At 44.1% G+C, this 20,760-nt stretch carries 23 protein-coding genes, 2 pseudogenes and 1 riboswitch; of the genes and pseudogenes, 10 read left to right on the top strand and 15 right to left on the bottom strand.

What is annotated here, in order from left to right:
- Positions 1–60: 60 nt before the first annotated feature.
- A complete protein-coding gene (locus tag NYE62_RS10665; protein ID WP_342496935.1) occupies positions 61–777 on the bottom strand; it encodes a 3-ketoacyl-ACP reductase in 717 nt (238 codons plus the stop codon).
- Between the two features lie 129 nt (positions 778–906).
- Here NYE62_RS10665 and NYE62_RS10670 point away from each other — a divergent pair, with 129 nt between their 5' ends.
- Positions 907–1,212: a DUF948 domain-containing protein gene (locus tag NYE62_RS10670; protein ID WP_342496936.1), complete on the top strand. Its 306-nt coding sequence runs from the start codon at positions 907–909 to the stop codon at positions 1,210–1,212.
- A gap of 65 nt (positions 1,213–1,277) precedes the next feature.
- Entirely contained in the window at positions 1,278–2,039 is a 762-nt protein-coding gene (locus NYE62_RS10675; protein WP_077392193.1) for a hypothetical protein, read from the top strand.
- A gap of 31 nt (positions 2,040–2,070) precedes the next feature.
- On the opposite strand, the gene NYE62_RS10680 is transcribed toward NYE62_RS10675, so the two are convergent.
- From NYE62_RS10680 to NYE62_RS10690, 3 genes are read right to left on the bottom strand one after another with little or no spacing between them, the layout of a single operon-like run.
- Entirely contained in the window at positions 2,071–3,318 is a 1,248-nt protein-coding gene (locus NYE62_RS10680; protein WP_342496937.1) for an RbtT/DalT/CsbX family MFS transporter, read from the bottom strand.
- 47 nt (positions 3,319–3,365) lie between these two features.
- Positions 3,366–4,832, bottom strand: a complete 1,467-nt coding sequence (locus NYE62_RS10685) for an FGGY-family carbohydrate kinase (RefSeq protein ID WP_342496938.1) — start codon at positions 4,830–4,832, stop codon at positions 3,366–3,368.
- Entirely contained in the window at positions 4,825–5,841 is a 1,017-nt protein-coding gene (locus tag NYE62_RS10690) for a 2-hydroxyacid dehydrogenase (protein WP_007407339.1), read from the bottom strand. Before NYE62_RS10690 ends, NYE62_RS10685 begins: the two co-directional genes overlap by 8 nt.
- Positions 5,842–5,962: 121 nt before the next feature.
- A riboswitch (SAM riboswitch) is annotated at positions 5,963–6,055 on the bottom strand.
- Positions 6,056–6,202: 147 nt separating this feature from the next.
- Here NYE62_RS10690 and NYE62_RS10695 point away from each other — a divergent pair.
- Together NYE62_RS10695 and NYE62_RS10700 are read left to right on the top strand one after the other, a co-directional pair.
- The gene (locus tag NYE62_RS10695) at positions 6,203–8,266 is read left to right on the top strand and encodes a molybdopterin oxidoreductase family protein (protein ID WP_342496939.1); all 2,064 of its coding nucleotides are present in this window, start codon (positions 6,203–6,205) and stop codon (positions 8,264–8,266) included.
- Positions 8,267–8,368: 102 nt separating this feature from the next.
- A pseudogene (locus NYE62_RS10700) lies at positions 8,369–8,634 on the top strand (hypothetical protein).
- Between the two features lie 43 nt (positions 8,635–8,677).
- On the opposite strand, the gene NYE62_RS10705 reads toward NYE62_RS10700, so the two are convergent.
- On the bottom strand, positions 8,678–8,902 hold the full coding sequence (locus tag NYE62_RS10705) for a hypothetical protein (protein ID WP_015417608.1): 225 nt from the start codon (positions 8,900–8,902) through the stop codon (positions 8,678–8,680).
- 198 nt (positions 8,903–9,100) lie between these two features.
- On the opposite strand from NYE62_RS10705, the gene NYE62_RS10710 reads away from it, so the two are divergent.
- Positions 9,101–9,679: a MarR family transcriptional regulator gene (locus NYE62_RS10710; RefSeq protein ID WP_061860624.1), complete on the top strand. Its 579-nt coding sequence runs from the start codon at positions 9,101–9,103 to the stop codon at positions 9,677–9,679.
- Positions 9,672–9,953: a hypothetical protein gene (locus NYE62_RS10715; RefSeq protein ID WP_061860625.1), complete on the top strand. Its 282-nt coding sequence runs from the start codon at positions 9,672–9,674 to the stop codon at positions 9,951–9,953. The genes NYE62_RS10710 and NYE62_RS10715 overlap by 8 nt, the downstream gene beginning before the upstream one ends.
- A 38-nt stretch (positions 9,954–9,991) precedes the next feature.
- On the opposite strand, the gene NYE62_RS10720 is transcribed toward NYE62_RS10715, so the two are convergent.
- The 6 genes and pseudogenes from NYE62_RS10720 to NYE62_RS10745 all read right to left on the bottom strand — a co-directional run bounded on the left by NYE62_RS10720 (position 9,992) and on the right by NYE62_RS10745 (position 15,047).
- Positions 9,992–10,450, bottom strand: coding sequence for an SMI1/KNR4 family protein (locus NYE62_RS10720; protein WP_015417611.1), 459 nt, complete (start codon positions 10,448–10,450; stop codon positions 9,992–9,994).
- A gap of 14 nt (positions 10,451–10,464) precedes the next feature.
- A pseudogene (locus NYE62_RS10725) lies at positions 10,465–12,267 on the bottom strand (T7SS effector LXG polymorphic toxin).
- A gap of 330 nt (positions 12,268–12,597) precedes the next feature.
- The gene (gene csaA, locus NYE62_RS10730) at positions 12,598–12,930 is read right to left on the bottom strand and encodes a chaperone CsaA (RefSeq protein ID WP_007611940.1); all 333 of its coding nucleotides are present in this window, start codon (positions 12,928–12,930) and stop codon (positions 12,598–12,600) included.
- A 68-nt stretch (positions 12,931–12,998) separates the two neighbouring features.
- Complete coding sequence (locus tag NYE62_RS10735) at positions 12,999–13,709, bottom strand: helix-turn-helix domain-containing protein (RefSeq protein ID WP_342496940.1); 711 nt, start codon at positions 13,707–13,709, stop codon at positions 12,999–13,001.
- A 52-nt stretch (positions 13,710–13,761) separates the two neighbouring features.
- Positions 13,762–14,328, bottom strand: coding sequence for a TetR-like C-terminal domain-containing protein (locus NYE62_RS10740; RefSeq protein WP_094032105.1), 567 nt, complete (start codon positions 14,326–14,328; stop codon positions 13,762–13,764).
- Positions 14,328–15,047 carry an MBL fold metallo-hydrolase gene (locus NYE62_RS10745; protein WP_342496941.1) on the bottom strand — a complete coding sequence of 240 codons (720 nt, stop codon included), beginning with the start codon at positions 15,045–15,047 and terminating at the stop codon, positions 14,328–14,330. Before NYE62_RS10745 ends, NYE62_RS10740 begins: the two co-directional genes overlap by 1 nt.
- A gap of 224 nt (positions 15,048–15,271) precedes the next feature.
- On the opposite strand from NYE62_RS10745, the gene NYE62_RS10750 reads away from it, so the two are divergent.
- Positions 15,272–15,793 carry a hypothetical protein gene (locus tag NYE62_RS10750; RefSeq protein WP_007407994.1) on the top strand — a complete coding sequence of 174 codons (522 nt, stop codon included), beginning with the start codon at positions 15,272–15,274 and terminating at the stop codon, positions 15,791–15,793.
- Positions 15,794–15,822: 29 nt separating this feature from the next.
- Here NYE62_RS10750 and czrA read toward each other — a convergent pair whose 3' ends face one another.
- Complete coding sequence (gene czrA / locus NYE62_RS10755; RefSeq protein WP_007407993.1) at positions 15,823–16,155, bottom strand: Zn(II)-responsive metalloregulatory transcriptional repressor CzrA; 333 nt, start codon at positions 16,153–16,155, stop codon at positions 15,823–15,825.
- A gap of 191 nt (positions 16,156–16,346) precedes the next feature.
- On the opposite strand from czrA, the gene NYE62_RS10760 reads away from it, so the two are divergent.
- The gene (locus NYE62_RS10760; protein WP_003153802.1) at positions 16,347–17,012 is read left to right on the top strand and encodes a lysozyme family protein; all 666 of its coding nucleotides are present in this window, start codon (positions 16,347–16,349) and stop codon (positions 17,010–17,012) included.
- Between the two features lie 64 nt (positions 17,013–17,076).
- On the opposite strand, the gene NYE62_RS10765 is transcribed toward NYE62_RS10760, so the two are convergent.
- Positions 17,077–17,613: a DUF420 domain-containing protein gene (locus NYE62_RS10765; RefSeq protein WP_007407990.1), complete on the bottom strand. Its 537-nt coding sequence runs from the start codon at positions 17,611–17,613 to the stop codon at positions 17,077–17,079.
- 144 nt (positions 17,614–17,757) lie between these two features.
- Positions 17,758–18,540, bottom strand: a complete 783-nt coding sequence (locus NYE62_RS10770) for a VLRF1 family aeRF1-type release factor (protein ID WP_342496942.1) — start codon at positions 18,538–18,540, stop codon at positions 17,758–17,760.
- 194 nt (positions 18,541–18,734) lie between these two features.
- Here NYE62_RS10770 and NYE62_RS10775 point away from each other — a divergent pair, with 194 nt between their 5' ends.
- Positions 18,735–19,232 (top strand): N-acetyltransferase, encoded by a 498-nt coding sequence (locus tag NYE62_RS10775; protein WP_040238046.1) that lies wholly within the window; start codon positions 18,735–18,737, stop codon positions 19,230–19,232.
- A gap of 64 nt (positions 19,233–19,296) precedes the next feature.
- The gene (locus tag NYE62_RS10780) at positions 19,297–20,274 is read left to right on the top strand and encodes a S66 peptidase family protein (protein ID WP_342496943.1); all 978 of its coding nucleotides are present in this window, start codon (positions 19,297–19,299) and stop codon (positions 20,272–20,274) included.
- Positions 20,275–20,305: 31 nt separating this feature from the next.
- On the opposite strand, the gene NYE62_RS10785 is transcribed toward NYE62_RS10780, so the two are convergent.
- Positions 20,306–20,698, bottom strand: coding sequence for a hypothetical protein (locus NYE62_RS10785; protein WP_040238966.1), 393 nt, complete (start codon positions 20,696–20,698; stop codon positions 20,306–20,308).
- Positions 20,699–20,760: the final 62 nt, after the last annotated feature.

Raw genomic sequence — 20,760 nt, forward strand, 5'->3', positions numbered from 1 at the left:
CCATTTATTCGGGTTGCGGAAACAAAAAAAGACCCGTCACGAAGACAGGTCCCCTTTTGTTTAAGGATTAGTTGACCACAAACCGGCAGTTTTGATGAAAATGCGCGGATGTAATTTCAATTGAGCAACCATATATTCTGCAAGATCCTCAGGCTGCATGACTTTTTCCGGATTGCCGTCTGTCAGATTTAATTCAATAGACATGTCGCTGGCAACCGTGCTCGGAGTCATTGCGCTGACACGGATATTGTGTTTTCTGACTTCCTGCATGAGAGATTCGGTCAGACCGAGAACGGCAAATTTAGAAGCGCTGTACGCACTTGTCGCCGCGGCGCCTCTTTGGCCCGCCGTAGAAGAAATATTAATGATATCTCCTGATTTTCTCTCAATCATTTCAGGAAGAACGGCGCGTGTCACGTGGTATACACCCATTACATTCACTTGAATGATGTCTTCCCACTCTTCAGGCGTAAGATCCAAAAATCCGCCGAATTTGCTGATTCCGGCATTGTTAATCAAGATGTCAATCTCACCGAGTTCTTCTTTAATAGAGGAGACGGCTTGCTCTACCTCTTTTTGGTTTTTTACATCGGCAGCTGCGAATGATGCCTTTACACCAAGGGCTTTCACTTCTTCCGCAACCTTTTCGACATTTGCTTCTGTGCGGCCGATTAAACCGATATTGACTCCTTCTTTGGCTAAAGCGATAGCGGTGGCGCGGCCGATTCCTCTGCCCGCACCCGTGATAAGAGCCGTTTTGTTCTGTATGCTTTCCACGTCTTTCACCCTTTCAGAATGTCCTTATGTACGATTTCACATTATAAGCAGAAAAAAAACAATTAGCAAATAAAATGATTCAACACGATCCGTAAAGGGTATCAACTGAAAAAAAGGAGTGAAAAGCAGATGATCATCATTTTGTATATCAGTGCTGCCGTTGCGGCTGCCGCATTCATTTATGCAGCCGTATCCGCCGTGCATTTTAAAAGAAACACAGCGCCTGATATAAAGAAGATTAACGCCGCGACAGCGTCCATGCAGACGGCCGTTGATGAAATCAAAACAGAAACCGATCTGTTATCGCAAAAGCAGAAAGAGCTGAAAGAAGATTTTCTCACTAAAAAAACAGCCGTACAAACGACGGCGGCCGAAGTTAAAGGAACGCCTCACGTCCTGAAGATGCTCTGGAACGCCGGTAAAAGTGATGTATGAGCCTGCATGTCATCCGACGTTTTTGATGACACTAAGAGAAACCGGCGGATTCAAGGAGGCATAACATGATTTGCGATCGTGAGCGGCTTGCGCATTTTTTGCAGCAGCTTAAAGCACTATCATCTTCGGGAGGGTTTACAAAATCGGATTTGCTGACTCCGGCTTTCCATTTAGCCAAGGACGGAGATCTGGATTTGTATTATTCGCCTCATAATGAATATATTAACCCTCATGCAGTCGTTGCCATTTCCGGAATCACACCCGGTTTTTTTCAAATGCAGCTGGCTTACAAAAAAGCGGCACAGCTTTTAAAAGATGGCGAAACTCTTGAAATGATAGCCTATGAAACAAAAAAAGCGGCCGGACTTTCCGGTTCAATGAGACAGAACATCATCGAAATGCTTAATGAATGCGGTCTGCCGGCCGCGCTTCACGTTGAGGATTCATCCCGGTTATTTGATTCAAAACGGGAGCTTCTTCATACAACGTCCGTTATCAAACACCCTGTTTTTTATAAACAGAAAAACTATACGGGACATCGGCCGGCAATCAGCAGGTCAGCTCTTCTAAGCCGTTACGCGCTGACATGTTTTCCGGATGAAATAGAAATGATGAAAAAGGACATTCTGCTTATCCCTCTCGGCAAAGCAGCAGAATCAGCCTGCCGCATGCTGAAGAAGAACGGCAGAATGGGTCATGCGGTCATTCTGGAAGGCTTCCCGCATCCGTCCGGAGCAAACGGACATCGTTTCAAACAATTTCACGAAAACAAACAATCGTTACGTGAACAAATTCAGCGCTTTGCCGGGTTTCTTCAGCAGCTGTAAAAAAACGCCCCGAATTTTCGGGGCGGTGCTGTTAAGAAGCGTATTCAGGCAATGCTTTATTGTGTTTTGCCGTTTTCTCTTCAGGTATTTTGATTTGATTTGTCAAGATTGCACTTACGAAATAGAGCGCTGCGAAAATCCATACAACGCCTTGTGCGCCGACAAGCCCGATGAACGCCCAGGCAAGCGCGGGGCCGACAAATGCCGACAGGCCCGCAGCCAGATTTAACACAGACATGGCAGCACCTTTATCGCTGCCGGCCGCCGTCGGCACGATAGCCCCGATCGGAACGAACCCGGCGAGGAGCCCTCCCCATATAAAACCGACAATGCTGACGAAAAGCAAGTTCCCATGTGATACAACAGGAGCATAATATAATAAAAGAGTAAAAATGCCGCAGCCCACTCCTCCGAACCACATGACAGTCTTCTTCCAGCCGAAGGCATCGCCGACTGCGCCGAATATTAAGTTAAAGACGATATTTCCGAGAAAGATCGTTCCCCAAATTTGAAGCCATACATTTGTAGAAATGCCGTGCTGCGCCATATGCATCGGAAGAAATACCGGAAATCCGTATGTACCGATGCTGTTAATGATCCGAATGATCCCCCCAGAGAGCACGCGCGGATTTTCAGCAAGGATGGTGATTCCCTTCATTAATTCCTGCGCCTTTTCCCGCTTATCTGACTTTTTCTTTTCAAAGCGGTCCCTATTTAAAATCAGGGCAAAAAACGCGCCGAGGCATACCCAGAAAATTGAACTCCACAGTGTATTCAAATAGCCGAAGGATTTGATGGCCCAGCTTGAATACCAAGCACCGAATACAAACATCCCGCAGCAATATGCAATCCAGAACCAGCCGACCGCCGTACTGAGCCTGTTTTTCGGCGACCGGTAAATCACCCATGTCAAAAAAGAATAGGCAAACAGCGGATAACCCAGCCCTTTAATAAAATACGTGACATACATCACCGGCAAATTAAGATTTTCAAATCCGTATGCGATAAACGCGGCTGTTCCGATCACGTAAAACAACAGCCCCATAAACATCGTCCGCTTTGCGCCGAAGGCTTCGAGGCAGACCCCTGAAAACCAAGACGCCACAGCGAGAGAAATACCGTAAACTGTAAACAGGGATGCTGATTGCTGTACCGTCAAGCCGTTTTCAACTAAAAACGGGCTGAGCCAGCCTTGTTCAAGGCCGTCCCCCATCATAAACAGCACGACTCCCAAAAATCCCCATGCGAGCTGTTTTGGAATTCCTATTTTATTAAGCATTTTTGTTCCTCCTCAGCAATCTTTCATGTTGTCATCTCATCCCCAAGTCAGGCTTTCACCGCCGGCTGAAAATGAGTAAATAATTTTTGCGTATGTTTCCATTCTTCATATAGGAAGAGATCCGTCTGATCCGCTTCCGGCTCAATTACCTTTGTGCGGCTCGAAAGCTCTGCTTTCACACCGAGAGCTTCGTTGCAAATCATCGCCGCTCCCATTGCGGATGCCTGGCTGAACCCCTCTCTCTTATAGATTTTCTTTTGGAGAAGGTTAGCAAGAAACTGCGTCAAAGCATCACTTTGGAAACCGCCGCCGCACACCTTCACATCATCTTGTGAAAAGGAAGCCACCTCTGTTAACGCCTCATAGTTCCATTTGATTGAAAAAGCGATTTCCAGCAGTGCGGCTTTGACAAAATGGGCTCTGCTTAAGTTTTGGGACAGCGGAGCGTCAAAAATAAATCCGCCTTTTGCCAGTGCGTTTTTCTCAGGCGATAAATAGGAGCCTAACGCAGAAATACAAGCATGATCATGTTTCGGCAGACTTGCGATTTCCCGTTCCATAACGCCGTAGGATTCATTCGGATAAAAAATGGATTTTAATTTTTGATAATTGAGTCCTGTTACACCCGGATTCGTTTCAAGAAGCCATTGACCTTCTTCTGTATGGCAATTCAGCCATGCATTCTCTAAACTTTCGGTTCCGGCCTCCGCTGTTATCTTTGTAATCGGCGTCGTCGTGCCGGATACGATGACGATATCTCCCGGCTTTGCATCTGCACTTTTGATGGCAAGCTGTGTGTCTCCCCCGCCTGCAATCACAGGCACTCTTTCAGAAAGACCGAGAACCGCCGCTTTCTTGAACGTTAACACTCCGACAACCGTCCCAGATCGGACGAGTGAAGGAAGAATGGCAGAAGGCACACCGAAGATGTTGCATAATTTCTCTGACCACGCCTTTTTCCTTACGTCAAACAGCAGTGTTTCAGCAGCCTGTGACGGTTCATAGCTTAAAATACCGCTCAGCTCAAATGTCACCCAGTCACTGATGCTTGTGATGTACTTCACTTCTTTCCATAAAGACGGCTGTCTAGCTTTTAATCCGACAAGTTTCATGGCGGAAAATAAAGCGCTCGGAAGACGTCCGGTTTGCTGATGCACTTCTTCTTTTGTCTCAATCCCGTCTTCCCATTCACGGCCTCTGTTATCAATGTTGGGCAGACCGAGAAATGCCTTTTTATCTTTATTGATCAGAACAATTCCCTGCCTCTGGCTTGTAGAGGTGATTCCGATTAATGTAATATGTGGGCTTTTGGCAATAACCTTCCTTGCCATAGCGCTGATTTGCTTCCATAACCCTTCCGGTGAGAAATATCGTCCGTCCGGATAAAGCGGATCCGTCACATATTCAATGTCTTCCCTTTCAAGCGCGGTCACTTCGCCGCCGGCAGTCACGACCGCGACTCGCGCATTCCCCGTCCCGATGTCAAATACAAGGTAGCCTTTTTGTTCAGCCATTACAGCCTCCTCCTTCCGTTTCAAGTTCTCTTTTGTTATAAAGTTCACGTATTGAGCAGGTTTGATCTTGTTTCCATTTGAAAAGCGCTTCATTTAAAATCTTCACATGATGATCTTCCACTTCAAATGTTGCGCCCGCTAAATGGGGAGTCGCTAACACATTCGGCAAAGAGATCAATTCATAATCAGAAGATTCAGGCGGTTCGTGATAAAACACGTCAAGGATCGCTCCCTTAATCCGCCGTTCTTTCAGCACCCGCAGCAGCTCTTCCCTGTCTGTAACCGCCGCTCTTGACGTATTGACAAAAACAGCTTCCTGTTTCATCAATTGAAAGTGCCGGGCGCCGATAAGGCCGATGGTTTCTTCTGTACGCGGCAAGTGAACGGAAACAATATCACTTTCAGAAAATACCCGTTCAATCGTCGTTTTTTCATACTCCCGGTTTTCATGACGGACAAATGGGTCATAGTAAAGCACCTTGCAGTCAAAAGCGGCCAATAGCCGGGCGATTCTCTGTCCGACAGCTCCGAAACCGATAAGGCCGACTGTTTTCCCCGTCAGCTCATTTCCTCTGAATTTGACATAAGCCTGCAAATAATCACCATTCCACTTCCCGTCCTTTAGCCACTGATGGGAAGAATACGTATGACGCAAAAATGAAATCACATTTCCGATAAACATTTCAGCAACAGCCTGGGCATTGCGGGCCGGTGTAAAGAAAACGGGGATTTTTCTTTTAGTCGCCGCCGCAATATTCACATTAGACGGCATTCCTCTGCAGACACCGATAAAAGCGGAATCAGGCAATATGTCAATAACACGCTCAGACACCTCATCAAGTTCAGTGATAAGCCCCGACGCGTTTGTCTCTTGAATCATTCGGATCAATTCATCTTCCCGATAGGCCCGGCCGTGCTTCTTCCACGGCCGGTGCACAGTCCGGCCGAACAGCTCAGTCAGCTCCTTCAGCCCCTCGTCGTGATATGGTGCGGTAATTAAAACCGTCATGGTGCAAAACATCCTTTTCACATAAATTTTTTCATAAAAAAATCTCTTTCCCCAAAGAAGGAAAGAGATTCATATACCGTCTTTATGCACTTGAAGCGCACAAATATGTATAGATCATTCTTTCCTATCTTTCAAGCATACGCTTGCTGGAATTGGCACAATAAATGTTGCCGAGGTTTCGTAGGGCCAGTCCCTCCACCTCTCTGGATAGAAAATAAAATGATGAAATTGTCAGGCTGTTTAAAAGAATAAACTCATCATAGAAAAGTCTTTCCGTGATGTCAACACTTTTTTTCTGAATTGACGTTCGATTTTGAAATGTTATAATGCTTACAATATAAACAAAGAGGAGAAATGGGCTATGAATTCTGCTGCAAAACAGCCGAACGGGGTCTTTAAGTCGGTATGCTCACTAGACTGTCCCGATCAATGCGGCTTGCTTGTGACAAAAAAAGATGGAAAAATCGTTAACATTCAGGGAGACCCCGATCACCCGGTCACATCAGGGAATATTTGCAACAAAGTCAGACACATGGCTGAGCGTATTTATGATGAAAAGCGCGTAACCGCTCCGTTAAAACGGATCGGTAAAAAAGGTGAAGCCGCGTTTACGCCTATTTCCTGGGAGGAAGCGATCAATACGATCAGTGCGCGCTGGAAAGAGCTTATTGCCGAAGAAGGAGCGGAAAGCATTCTTCCGTACAGCTTTTACGGCAATATGGGAAAACTGGCGGCAGAGGGAATGGACCGCCGTTTTTTCCATCGTCTCGGAGCGAGTCATCTCGAACGGACGATCTGCAGCAAAGCCGGATCTGAAGGCTATAACTATACAATGGGTGAAGGAGCGGGTACTGATCCGGAAGAGACCATACATGCAAAGCTCTTTATTTTTTGGGGAATCAATGCCGTCAGCACGAATATGCACCAAGTCATGATTGCCCAAAAAGCCCGGAAAAAAGGGGCTAAAATTGTCGTTATCGATGTACATAAGAACCAAACCGGCCGGCTTGCCGATTGGTTTATTCCCATTCGCCCCGGCACAGATGCCGCACTCGCCCTCGGTATCATGCATGTCTTATTCGACGAAAACCTTCACGATGAAGCATTTCTCACAGAATACACCGAAGGCAGTGACGAATTAAAAGCGCATGTTAAACACTATGATCCGGAAACGGTTTCTGCTATTACAGGCGTTAAAGCCGACGATATCAGACGCCTTGCGAGAATGTACGGGGACACCTCCCCTTCCCTTATCAGGATCGGAAACGGCATTCAGCACCATGACAATGGCGGAATGATCGTCCGCACCGTTGCCTGCCTTCCGGCTGTTACAGGACAGTGGCTCAACACCGGAGGAGGCGCAATCAAGCACAACAGCGCGGTATTAAACTATAACAGACAAGCGCTCCAGCGGCCTGATCTGCTTTACGGCAGGAAGCCACGATCATTTAATATGAACAGGCTCGGAAGCGTTCTTTTAGAAACAAAACCGCCCGTGCGCTCCCTGTTTATTTACGGTACGAATCCCGCAGTGGTTGCGCCGGAAGCGAATAAAGTCAGAAAAGGCCTGCTGCGGGAGGATTTATTTACAGTCGTTCACGATCTGTTTTTAACGGAAACCGCCAAATACGCGGATATCGTGCTCCCTGCTGCATCCGCTTTGGAAAACACGGATTTTTACACGTCTTACTGGCATCATTTTATTCAGCTGCAAAAACCGGTGATCGAACCCTACGGGGACAGCAAATCGAATACGGAAGTGTTCCGTTTGCTTGCCGGAGCAATGGGATTTACCGAGCAGGAGCTTCAGGATACCGATGAAGAATTAATCAGACAGGCGCTGGACTTTCCCGACAATCCGTATATCGAGGATATTGATTACGAATTGCTCTCACGCCATTCCTTCATGAGAGCCAAACGGAAAAAACCGCTTTTTCCGGGCAAGCTCAAAACACCGAGCGGAAAAATTGAATTATATTCTGAAAAGATGAAACAGGACGGTTATCCGGCGTTGCCGACGCACATCCCTCTTGAGAGCGATGGCGATTTTCCGCTTTTATTTGTCCCGGGACCGAATCATAATTTTTTAAATTCGACATTTTCGAATAATGAAAAACACGTAAAACTGGAAAAAGCGCCAAAGCTTTTTATTCATACAGAAGATGCTGTACGCCGGAACATAGAAGACGGGGAAACCGTTAGAGTTTGGAATCACCGCGGAGAGTGTGAATTGACAGTTTCGGTCGGCGAACAGGTGCTTCCCGGCGTTGCAGTCAGCCAAGGTCTTTGGGCCGATATGGATGATAAAAAACAGCTCGTCAATTCGCTCACGCCCGATCGGCTGGCGGATATGGGCGGAGGCGCTGTTTTCTTCTCCGGAAAGGTGCAGGTGGAAAAGCTCAGCAATCAAAACCGTCCGCAATAAACGCCGGGCGGTTTTGATGAAGGCTGAATCCTTTCAGCCGGCTTCACCGTATAAAAAGTGATAAAGTTTATTGGAGGTTTGCTGTATGGATGTCATACCGACATCGGAATCACTTTAGCCGGATATTTCATCGGAGACGGATTGAAAAACTTTAAATCACCTGATCCTCATGAACACACTGACCACATTCTCATTAAAGAAAAAGATTTACACTTCTATATTGGTATTATTTCGGAGTAACCAAGGAAGAAGCGAAACAAATCGTGCCCGACACCTCTGACATTCCGCATATCACGAGAAACGGAAAGCGGTATGTACAGAAAACTGCATTAAGAGAATGGCTGACTTCTATGCTGGAAAAAGAATAACAGCTGCCATGAAAAGCGGGAAGAGTTTTTCTCTTCCCGTTTATTAAGATTCGCCGCCCTGCCTCTCTTCAACCCCAAACATACGACAGATATCATTCTTACGTAACGAAACATCCCCTTCTTTAGATTTCAAATAAAACCCTTTCTTATATAACCGTATGACTTCCTCATATGTAAGCTCATGACGAAGGAGCGCCATTAAACGCCCGTCTTTTTCATCTTGTTTATTGAACCATTCATACTGTTCTGACCAGTTCACTTTCTGCATGTCAAACACCTTCTCACTTTAGATTAATGCCCTTTTCGCATTTATTATACTTATTTCCCCTTTTGTAAACACTCCGACTGCCTGTGATATTTTTGAAACAGCCGTAACCCCTCCCATTAGTCACCTTGTTGACTTGTTTCCCGTTTCGTTGTATATTATAATTGTCAACATGGTGACAATTAAGATAGGAGATACCTTATGGATATTAATTTATTAATGAAGGAACTGCATGTTATGCAACAAAGTTACGCATCATTATTTTCGGTTGTCAATAAAGTGCAGGCTCGGGGGGACGAATACTTAGAGTTGTTGACTTCCCGACAGCACATGACTCTTATTGCTATTGCCCATTTACCGACGGAAGATACCACACTTATGAATATCGCTAAAAAGCTGGGCACAACAAAACAAACCGCTAACAAATTAATTTCAAGCCTCGCGAAAAAAGGATATGTTCACACTGTGCCAAGCAAACTGGATAAACGTGCAATCAATATTGAGATTACCGCTGAAGGAAAAAAAGCGTTAATTTCCTGTTCAGAAAAATCCACCTATTTTTTAGCGGATATGTTTCATGACTTTACAACTGATGAAATTGAAACATTCTGGAGGCTATTGCAAAAACTTTATCGTTTTGATGGTGAAGAACAGGATGGTTTTGAAGAAAAAGCACATTTGAAAGTTGAAGATCAGGCACAATTCATCTCAGATGACTATGAAGAAAAAATCATGGCTGAATTTTCAAAACGGCGATATGGGAGTGCAGACGATGAATAATATGCTTTATCGAAAAGTAAAAGAAACAGAGGATAAGATGAAGGAAAAATGCTATGAGCTGAAAGATAAAATTGATCAATTTATTTCTCATGCCAAATATAAAATTCATTACAAACGTAAACTGGACCGAGCCGGCAATTATATATCAATTGCCATTGGACTCTTTATCCTAACTGCCTCATGGCTGACCGCAACACAATGGCTGCTTTGGATAGGCGCGGCGAGTATTTTGAGTAATGCCTGTTTGCTCATTATAAAGCCTGTTAAAAATTGAAAATCTGAAAAAAGCTCTCTAAAAGAGAGCTTTTTTTATTAATCGTCCCAGTCTTCATCTTCTTCCCAGTCATCTTTCGCTTCCTGAATCTTATTATAAAAAAATTCGATAAAGCTTTCTGCAGCGATATCTTGATAGCCAATTATCCTATCCCATTCCACTACAGGGCATTCTCCGTCTTTCATTTTATTCGTATCTAGACAGTAAGCAAAGAAATCAACATCTTCTATGACAACAAGACCATCAGCAAGTCCATAATGTTGTTTATATTCTTTAGTTTTATCTGCAACTGACGCATGATCGAAGTTATAGCCTAAAACTAAAACCCCGAATAAACCACCAGCACCGTATTTTTCTAAGAACCATTTATAGCTAATAGGAAGTTCGCATTGGAGGGTTTCTTCAATGCGAGTTATGTTTTCCAGGCTTGCACCCTCTGTGAATATAGCATTTTGCTTGTTTTCATTAATAAAGGTTTCAACCTTTGAATAAATCATTTAATTTAAACACCTCAATTCTCATTCTCAAATTGTTTCGCTCTCCACTTCCAATATCTCTTTCGAAAGCTTTCATATTGTGCTTTTAAAACTCTATCATTTCTAAAACTTTCACCATCAGTCTTAAGCTTATGAATAACATCACTATATTTTGTATGTAAACTGTTTGGGATTTCAAGCATTGGGCCAGGTTCTTCTTGAATCAAGTGATGTAAATTAATCTGTGTGCCATCTTTTGCATAAGGAGCATTACCGTTTTTCATAAGCTGAAGATTTGTTACCCCAAATTCTGTTTTTTGGTTCATATCAATATCTTTCATAGTATACACTCTGCGGCTTATGTCTTTAACTTTTCCCTTTGCTTTTACCTTGCCCTTAACCTCAAAGGCACCATACTTTTCTTTATTTAACCAAGGAAGGTTTATTTCTTGACCAGTAAACGGCTTTCTCGTTCCATCCGGGATTTTCTTTGCATTGGTCAAAAGTTCATTTTTAAGGTTTTGGCTGTCAACCACATTGTATGGTACGTCACCCGACAGAGCAAGATCATATTTAGAGTTATAAGGAAGCAGTTCTGGAAGTTTAACGTCTTTAATTTTCTTCCCTGCCTGTCCTGCCTTGTTTATGACCTTCCCCGCCGCATCAGCTTTGTTAACGGCTCCTGCGCCTTTCGTTCCGACGACAGCAACAGCCACTGAACCGACCGCATATGTCACCCATCTTGATCTGGAATACGCATCTCCATTTACCATATCTTTTTGATACGATTCCTCGATTGCTGCCGAAACAGCATCATATGTTTTAACAGGATGAAGTACTGCATTCCCCAGTGCTGACAAGGTTTCTCCCGGATCGGTTATGAAGTCCCATAAACCGGTTACCGTGTCTTTCCCGACATCATATAGACCGACGCCGGCTCCTTTTAAAATATCCCAAGTCACTTCTCCGGCTTCTTCCAGCTGTTTTGCTTGTTCAAGCTGAATGACATATTGCTGCTGGGAAGGTTCAAGGTTTTCATAGCCGATCTTCTTCGCAATTTCCAAATATTCATCCGGATCGGTCACACCGTCAGCGAGCTTTTTCTTCAGATCCTTGATTTCCCGCTCTTTTGCTTCTTCCTTCTTAAACGTTAAATATGTGTCTGAATGTCTTGCAATCTCGCCTTTTTTCTTATGTATGTCACTTTCCCTGTATGCCTTGGCGTTATAGTGAAGCGGAGTGGCGTTTTTCCCTTTTCCCGTAGCGTTTTGGAGCTACTGAAAATCTGCCTGAATGAAATGTTCGTTTGCCTCGGTTTCTGCGTATTCTTTCGTTAGATCATGATCAAGTTTGCCGAGTTTATGTATCGTGTCGCTTCTTTTTTTATCAGCTGACTCAAGCTTTTGATCGACATCCTCTGTAGAAAAGACATCAAGATGAACGATATCGCTTATCTCGTTAAGAATATCCCTCATTTCATTGCGCTGCTCCTGCATGATAGCTTTTGATTTATTCTTCGCATGGATCAGCTCGTGTTCTAAAAATGACTCTTCCACAAACGAATCGGCTAATCCGGCATCAGCTACTTTTCCTGAAATACTGTTAAGAAAAGCAATCTTCATATCGATCAGATCAAGCCAGCTGTCTGTGACACCAGCGTGATCTTGGAAGAATGCTTTGATGTTATCAGCACCTTTACCTGAAAACTCACTGTCATCTAAATCAGCCATTCCCTGAAAAGCTTTCCTGAGATTAATAAATTGTTCTCTAATCTGATCGTATTCTTTTGCTCGCTTTTCAGCTGCTGAGATTAACGAGGATGCTTCGAATACTTTCATTTACGGCTCCTTTCTGCTTCTTTCTGTCTAAATTTTACCATAGGATATAAGATTAGATGAATCTCTTGCATTTGTCGAACTGCTTTATTCAAGATCATAAAATTTCAAAGAAAACCTTACACGACGGAATCGGGGATCGGCAAAACAAAGCCAGATATAACATATATTAAAAAATCTCTTGCATTTCCACACCCGCCATGCTATATTGATATAGCGATGAGCTGAATTGTGTAAGCCGATGCACATGCCCTTGCGGCACACACGAATGTGGCGTGTGGTGTATCGCCTCAATACGCAAAAGACGTTTGCTTCTGCAAACGTCTTTTTTTATTATCCGATTTTCGTTCCGTTCGGTACTGTCTGCTCTGGCGTAAGCAGGACAACGTCTCCTTTTTCCGGGATGCCGCCGAGAACGAGAACTTCTGACTTAAATCCGGCGATCCGCCGCGGCGGAAAGTTGACAATAGCGGTAACCTGTCTGCCCGTCAGATCACCCGGTTCGTACCGTTTTGTAATCTGGGCGCTTGATTGTTTCATGCCGATCTCTTCGCCGAAATCTATTGTCATCTTAATGGCCGGCACCTTTGCTTCCGGGAATACTTCCGCTTTTACGACCGTTCCTATTCTAAGATCAAGCTTGATAAAATCTTCGATGACTGCCATATCAAAAACTCCTTTTTTACAATCATGATACCAAAAAAAGAAGCAGTTTATTTAACCGATTTTCAGGATTATTTATCAGATTGAAAGGTGTTTCGGAAGACGCGCGGCGTTATTCCCTTATGTCTGACAAACCATCTGGTAAAGGAAGACAAATTTTGAAAGCCGACCTCCTGACTGATGTCTGTCAGCCGGCATTTTGTTTCAATAAGCATTTGTTCCGCTTTCTTCATACGGAGCTCAGCAATATAAGCTTGCGGGCTTTTCCCCGTCTGCTTTTTAAACCAGTCGGAATAATACGCCGGGTGGTAATGTTCCATTGCGGCAAGCTCTTTAATTGTAAAAGTCTTTGAGAGATTTCGGCGGATATACGCAATTGAATCATTTGTACGGTTTTCTTGTATCTTTTCAGCAATATATTCTGCAAGCAGACTCAATGAATGAGCCGACTGCTGCTTTGTCTCTTCTGTCAGCAGAAACCGAATCGATGTCCAAAAAGGATCAAGCTTATTCAGAACGCCGGGGTCTAATGAACCTTTGAAAAAATTTGCCGGTATGTCGAGAACGAGACATTCATTTCGCTCCAAAGAACGGAACCGATGTTCATGCCCGGGCGGAATATACAACATTTGATCAGGTTTTAATCTGATTTTACGTCTTTCTGTCTCCAAGTCCAGCTGTCCTTCGAGCGGAAAGAGCATTTGGCAGTATGTGTGTGCATGAGAATCAAAAATATGTGAATAGGTGCGCCGCTCACAAATGATATGTTGTAATGAATCCATTTGTCCCTCCTTTTTACATGATGCGTCTTTTTATTTAGTTTACATAATAATATTATTGTTCCCTATCCTGCAAACCTCTTAGGAATGCAACAACTGCAAACTTCCGGCTTTCCTTAATTGATTCGGTTAATTCAAATGCACTCTGTTTTCTCAACACGGCAAATCCGTGAAGAAGGCTCCTCAGTCCTCTCGCAGCATGAATCGCAGTGTCAGACTGTGCATAACCGTTAGCAGTCAGCTGCCTGACAACAAGCTCTACAAGCAGGCTTGACAGATTCTCAATCCGCCCGTCTTTTATCTTTTGAAATGTTGCGTCATATAATCCGGGATTGGCTTCGGCGAAATTGATATAGGCATCGGCAAGAGCAAGCAAAGCCGTTTCACCCGTCAGTCCTTCTGCAGAGGCCGCCATTTTTTTATATAACATAGTTAAACCGGAGACAGCCAGCTCTGTTTTAATTCCTTGAAGGCCATTGACAAAATTGTAAAGGGAAGGCGGTTTTACGTTTAAGGACTTTGCAACAGCCGCAAGCGTCACTTCGTTCAGCCCTTTTTCGTCAGCGATGCCTGCTGCGGCTCTCAATATCATGTCAAGGCTCATTCCGACTCTCGGTGACATTATGATCGGCCTCCCGGCAGGCTTCGTTCGGCTTCCTCAGCAGCCTCAGCCATCATTTCAACGGGATTGCAGAGAACATTTCCATGTCCGGCGGCCAGACTGCTTGGTTGATGAGCGATAAGTGTTCTTGCTGTTTTTACAGCTTCTTCTTTATTCCACGTAGCAAAAGCCGGAAACGGAAATTTCCATTTCAGCTTCCCAGAAACAGCAAGGCCGCCCCGTACTTGAAAGGCATCTCCGACGATCAGCATATCATTTCTCATATCTTTAAAAGCGAGGCTTCCCGGCGTATGACCGGGAGCGGGAATGACAAGTAAAGATCCGATCCGCTCGCCGCCTTTCAGCAGGCGATCAGGTTCGGTTCGAACATTTTTCGGCACTCCCCCCTTTATCGGCGTTTGTGCTTCATGCTCAAATAATGAAGTGTCACCTTTCAGCAAGAAAGAATCCCGCTCAGAAATACAGACGGAAGCATCCGGAAATTCCGCAGCTAATGAGTCAAGCGAACCGATGTGATCCCCGTGCGCGTGGGTGAGTAATATGTCATTCAGCGGCTTCCCAAGCTGCCGCAATGCTTGTTTGATTCCTTTATGACTGTTAGGCATTCCGGCGTCAATCAGGGTTACTCCTTCTTCTTCTTCAACCAAATAACAATTCACCGGGAAGAGCGCGGGAAAAAAAGTCAGCTGCCAAACGGTTCCGTATTGTAAGATTCTCATGAACATCCTCCTAAAACTAATATCATTAGTTTTATTATAACTAATACCGTTAGTTTATCAAGAGTTTTCTGTTTAAATCCTGAAAAAGGCGCGGGCGCTTCTCTTATGCAAAAAAAAGAAACGCGCATACTGTGATAAAAGATGCTTTCAGCCTGCGAATAAATCACACTACTAAAACCAGCCGGATAAGCATACACTACTCAACGGAGGGGGAGTTTCACACCATGCATATCACACTTCAAAGCATCTGCCCTGTCTTAATGATTGCCTTTTTTCTGTATAAAAAGGTGAAACGGTCCGTCGGCTTTCAGCCTTTGAAACCCCGCTGGCTTTATACAAGAATGATTTTGTTTTCATTGCTGGCCGCAGCTCTGGCGTTTTTCAGCATCACACACCCGGCTTTATACGGCCATCTTATATTCGGCACTTTTTGCGGCTGGCTTCTGGTCCTGTTTGCCAAACGGAACATTTCTTTTGAAGAACGCCGCGGAAAAATGTATTTTCGCACTCACCTGTGGATTGAACTTATTCTATTAACGTTATTCCTATCGAGATTTGTTTATCGCGTTATTGAAATTTACCGGGTCACAGCGGACTTTACCCATCCGGAGGCATACAGCCAAACGGTCGGGGCCGATCCGCTGACCATCAGTATCTTTTATTTTATCGCAGTTTATTACAGCGGCTTCTCTTTTTATGTTTTAAAAACGAGCAGAGACCAAACCAATAACAGTCAGTACGGCTGACATCCCTGTCTAAAAAGCAGGGATGTTTTTTAATCGTGCCGCGTATGGTGAATCATTTGCTGAAGCACATCTAACACATGTTCATCCTCAGGAGAATAATAGATGGATGTTCCTTCTCTGCGTGATTTGACGAGGCGCAGATTTTTAAGAAAACGCAGCTGATGAGAAACGGTAGACTGCAGCAAATTCAGCTTTTCTGCGATATCATTTACCGCGTGCTCACCCTGTGACAGCAAATGGAGAATTCTGATTCTGGTCGGGTCAGACAACGCCTTAAAAGTCTGGGCAACCAAAAATAAAGTTTCCTCATCTAAATCGACAGCGGGGTCATTTGTGTTTCCGGATTCGTGAAATTCAGTCATATACCTCACCCTTCTTTTCTCAAGTAGCCCAATTATACCAAATGTCAATTGATGCAGATACATCCTGCGCCTGACAAAAGAACCGTTATTTTAAATTTATGTTTCAAATACGGGTTTCCGCTTGGTTTCGCGTATTCATCTGTGTCATAATGAAAAAGTCATAATGCTCCTGAAATTGAGGGTGAAACACAGTGGAGAAAAAGAAAAAAGGCTGTTTCGCTGCCGCGGGTCTTATGATGATATGTGTTTTTGTCATGGTTTCCTTCTTCCTCATTCTGTTATTTTCAAATAATGAATGGCTCAAAAGTCTTCCGTTTGATGTCAAACCGATCGTCCTTGAACGGCTGACAGATTACAAACCGCTTGTTGAAGACGAGCTGGATGAAAAAGGACTCACCAAATATACATCGCTTGTACTCGGCATGATATATCAGGAGTCAAAAGGAAGAGGAAATGATCCCATGCAGTCTTCAGAATCTCTGGGTTTAAAGCGAAATGAGATTAAAAACCCTCAAACCAGTATCAAACAGGGAATCAAACAATTCACTCTCATGTACCAAACAGGCAAGAAAAAAGGCGTAGACTTGGATACGATTATACAAAGCTACAACATGGGAGCCGGCTATATTGATTTTGTGGCTGAACATGGAGGATCGCATACTGAGGAACTGGCAAAACAATACTCCGAGCAGCAGGTCAAAAAGAATCCGAAACTTTACACTTGCGGAGGGAACAAAGACAATTTCCGTTATCCCTACTGCTATGGTGATTACACGTACGCAGAAAAAGTAAAAGCAAAAACAAAAACCGTTGAACAATCCTTAAATGTAACAACACTTGAAACGCTTGAAGAGTAAAAGGCGCCCTGATGAGGCGCCTTTTTCAATCAATAGAAAAAAGCCGCGCAGAGCACGGCTTTTTTTAATAATACGGCGATATCATTAAGTATACAATGACACCCGTCAGACTGACATACAGCCAGAGCGGCATCGTCCATCTCGCGATTTTTTTGTGGCGCTCCACTTGCATGCTGAATCCTCTGATCAGCGTAAACAGCGCAAGCGGCACGATAACGGCGGAAAGACAGATGTGCGTAATTAAAATAAAGAAATAAATCCCCCGAATGATGCCGTGGCCGCCGAATAAAGTATTTTCAGCCACAGAGTGGTATACGACATAGCAGATCAAAAACAGCAGAGTCGTCGTAAACGCCGCCAAAATAAAGCGTTTATGCGCTTGAATATTTTTTTGCTTAATCATAAAGAGCGCTGCCAGCAAAAAGATAAAAGTAAAGCTGTTAAAAATAGCATTTAACATCGGCAGAATATGAATATTGGCAATGCTGACCTGTCCCGATTTCGGCATAAAAAACAGCACCGCAATTAACCCGTTGATCAGAACGGTCAATGTCAGCACGATACCGGTATAACTTTTAGGTTTGTTTTCTGTCTGATTCATCTTATGACCTCTCTCAATTTTACTGACTATCCAAATGGTATGAGAATTCAGCTTTGATGTCAACGGTTTCGTCCGCTTCGTCAGAAATTAGACAAACTTAAGCCCTAAAAAGACCGGGTGTTTGAGACCCGGCCTTTCGTCATATTATGCTTCCTTCAACAGTTCTTCTATCACCTTATGTTCGTTTTCATTCAACAGATTTTTTGGAATGATCCGATCTATCGGTTTATTCATATGCTGATCGAGAATATCGGCTGTTTCTTTGTCCCCTGCGATTACGAGACGCTCCCATTGGTGTGAAGCGGCCTTTTGATCAAGGTTTGAAGCCAATCGTTTATACAGCCTGTTTTGGTTTTCTTCAACATGGGCTTTGGCGGCGTCTTCGTCCATCGATGCGAAGCTTCCGCTTACATCCTGCGGTTTCCACGATTCATTGATGACGTCGTATTGATAATGCTCCACCCCTTCAATTTTTCCGAGTACGGTTTCTATGATCTTCACTTCATTCTGCTGGGTGAGAATAAAAGCCGTGCTCGGAAATTGTTCACGAAGAAGTTCTAATTGATCAAGGACAGCCATCTCTTCCCAATAAAATCGTGTTTCGACAGGCACCTGCAATTCAATCGTCTCCCAAATACCGCCTTCTCCCGATGCAAAAAATACGAGACTTCGCGGCATCTCTTTACCAAGCCCTTCGATATATTGATAGACACGTTCCATGATGCGGACGAGAGATTTTTCTTCTTCCGGATCACTGGCAGACAGATACTCTTTTAATCTCCGAAAACCGGTTTTCAAGGCGATTTTCCACTCTCCCCCCTGCTGATCCGGATTTCTCATATCCGTATTGACATATAAGGAAAGCATTTTATCAGGAGATTCCGTCATTACGTACTTCAATTTGCCGATGAGTGAGTCAATTGCCATTATAGATTCCTCCTTTTTCCGCTGCTCACTGTTCCTTTCCCTATCCGCACCGCCTTAAAAACGTCAATCCACATATAAACGGCAGACTTTTCTAAAAAAGTTTTTGCAAAACCCATTTACAAACCAAGACATCATTTACTACAATGGATACTTGTGTTTGACTAAGACTTTTACGCTGTGAAAGGAGTATGATTTTGTTTACTACAGAAGAAAGAGATCAGAAAGAGCTGGAAAAAGAGCTTCATAAACTTGAATTTCAGATTTTCAGAATGCGGGAAAATCTGATAGATGTATCAAAAGACGCGCGAGTGCTTGGTATTGATCAATCGAACAATGACGATTGGATCATTGTTTCCTCGATTGATGATGGCCAAACATGTAAGATTATGCTGACTGATTGTGAATCAGCCTACCGGGGAAGAGGCTGTTTTTCACTGATCGCCTCTTATTATGACAATGCCATTCACATCGGGGACATTAAAGGCCCGCCGAACCACGGCTATGGCTCGATCTGCATGAAATTTTTAAAACATATCGCCAGAGAGCAGAATATCCCGAAAGTGACGGGCGACATCGCTAAGCGTGATTGGGATCATGTCGACAGACTCATTCATTTTTATGAAAAGCATCACTTTGATGTCTGGATTGACAATGATACGCAATCAGGCGGCATTAAATGGGTCGACCTGTAAAAAATGATAGATAAACCCTCGTTAATATGGTGTAATAGATTAAACCATTTAAGGAGGGTTTTTTTTGTATCCGGAAAAATTGAAAAAAGGTGACGGCATTCGTATTGTGTCTCCGGCCACAAGCATGTCCGTTATGTCAGATGAAAATATAAATGCCGCGAAGACAAAATTGGAGGAGCTGGGCTTTTGTGTCTCTTTTTCAGAGCATGCGAAAGAAATAAATGAATTTGATTCATCATCCATTGAATCGCGTGTACGGGATCTGCACGAGGCTTTCGCTGACCCTGACATCAAAGCGATTTTGACGACACTCGGCGGGTTCCAATCAAATCAGCTGCTCCGCTATCTTGATTATGAAAACATCAAGCGGCATCCGAAAATCCTTTGCGGCTATTCAGATATTACCGCTCTCGGCCATGCCATATATCAAAAAACCGGCCTTATTACATATTCCGGTCCCCATTTTTCTTCATTTGCCATGAAAAAAGGGCTGGACTATACGATTGACTCTTTCTTGGCCTGCTGTGCTTCTGACAACCCGTATGAGGTAAAGCCTTCATCCGAGTGGAGTGATGATAAATGGTATTTGAACCAGGAGGACAGACGTTTTTATCGGAATCCGGGACCGCTCGTTATTCAATCCGGATATGCGGAAGGAACACTGATCGGAGGAAATCTATGCACGCTGAATCTTCTGCAGGGCACCGAATACTTTCCGGAGATGGAGCAAGTGATTCTGTTTATAGAAGATGATTATATGTCGGACATTCATATGTTTGACCGGGATTTGCAGTCACTCATCCACCTTCCCGCTTTTTCAGCCGTGAAGGGAATTGTCATCGGACGTTTCCAGCATGCTTCAAATGTGTCTGAGGAGGCTCTGCGTGCCGTCATCCGTACAAAAGAAGAACTGGCATCCATGCCTGTTATCGCAAATGCTGATTTCGGCCATACCTCCCCTTTGTTGACATTCCCGATCGGAGGAACATGCAGGATAGAAGCCGGCTCAGAAGGCGGACGGATATGGATCGATCGGCATTAATACATAAAGACGGGAAAAACGCCCCGTCTTTTTATTTTGACGCCTTATGCCGCGGCGTGCGCGGAGCGATCATAATTCGTCCGCCGGCCGCTGCCGTCACCCATACGGAAGCTCCTTCATAAAAACGGCTGATCTCTTCATTATATACGGCATGTGTCAGTTCACGTTTATCATGCGTTCCGTCTTGGTTTTTTACGTTTAAAATAAGCACAAGCTCGTGCCTGCCATTCTTCATCACGCCAGTACGTCTCACCTTTTCAATAACGGCTATCCTTCCTCTCCCTCTGTCAAGCGCCTGAAACAGCCTGACAGCAGGCATAGACAGTCCGATAACGAGCACAATGGCGAAAGCGGTGCATATACCTGCTTGAAACACCGGTGATTCTGTGAAGGCATTCCATAAACATATAAATTCCGGCTCCATCAGATTCATACATCCCTTCAGATTCCGTTTTCACATCCATTCCTTATTATATTAGAGAAACG

It is taken from the genome of Bacillus sp. FSL K6-2861, from assembly GCF_038630725.1.
Classification (GTDB): domain Bacteria; phylum Bacillota; class Bacilli; order Bacillales; family Bacillaceae; genus Bacillus; species Bacillus velezensis.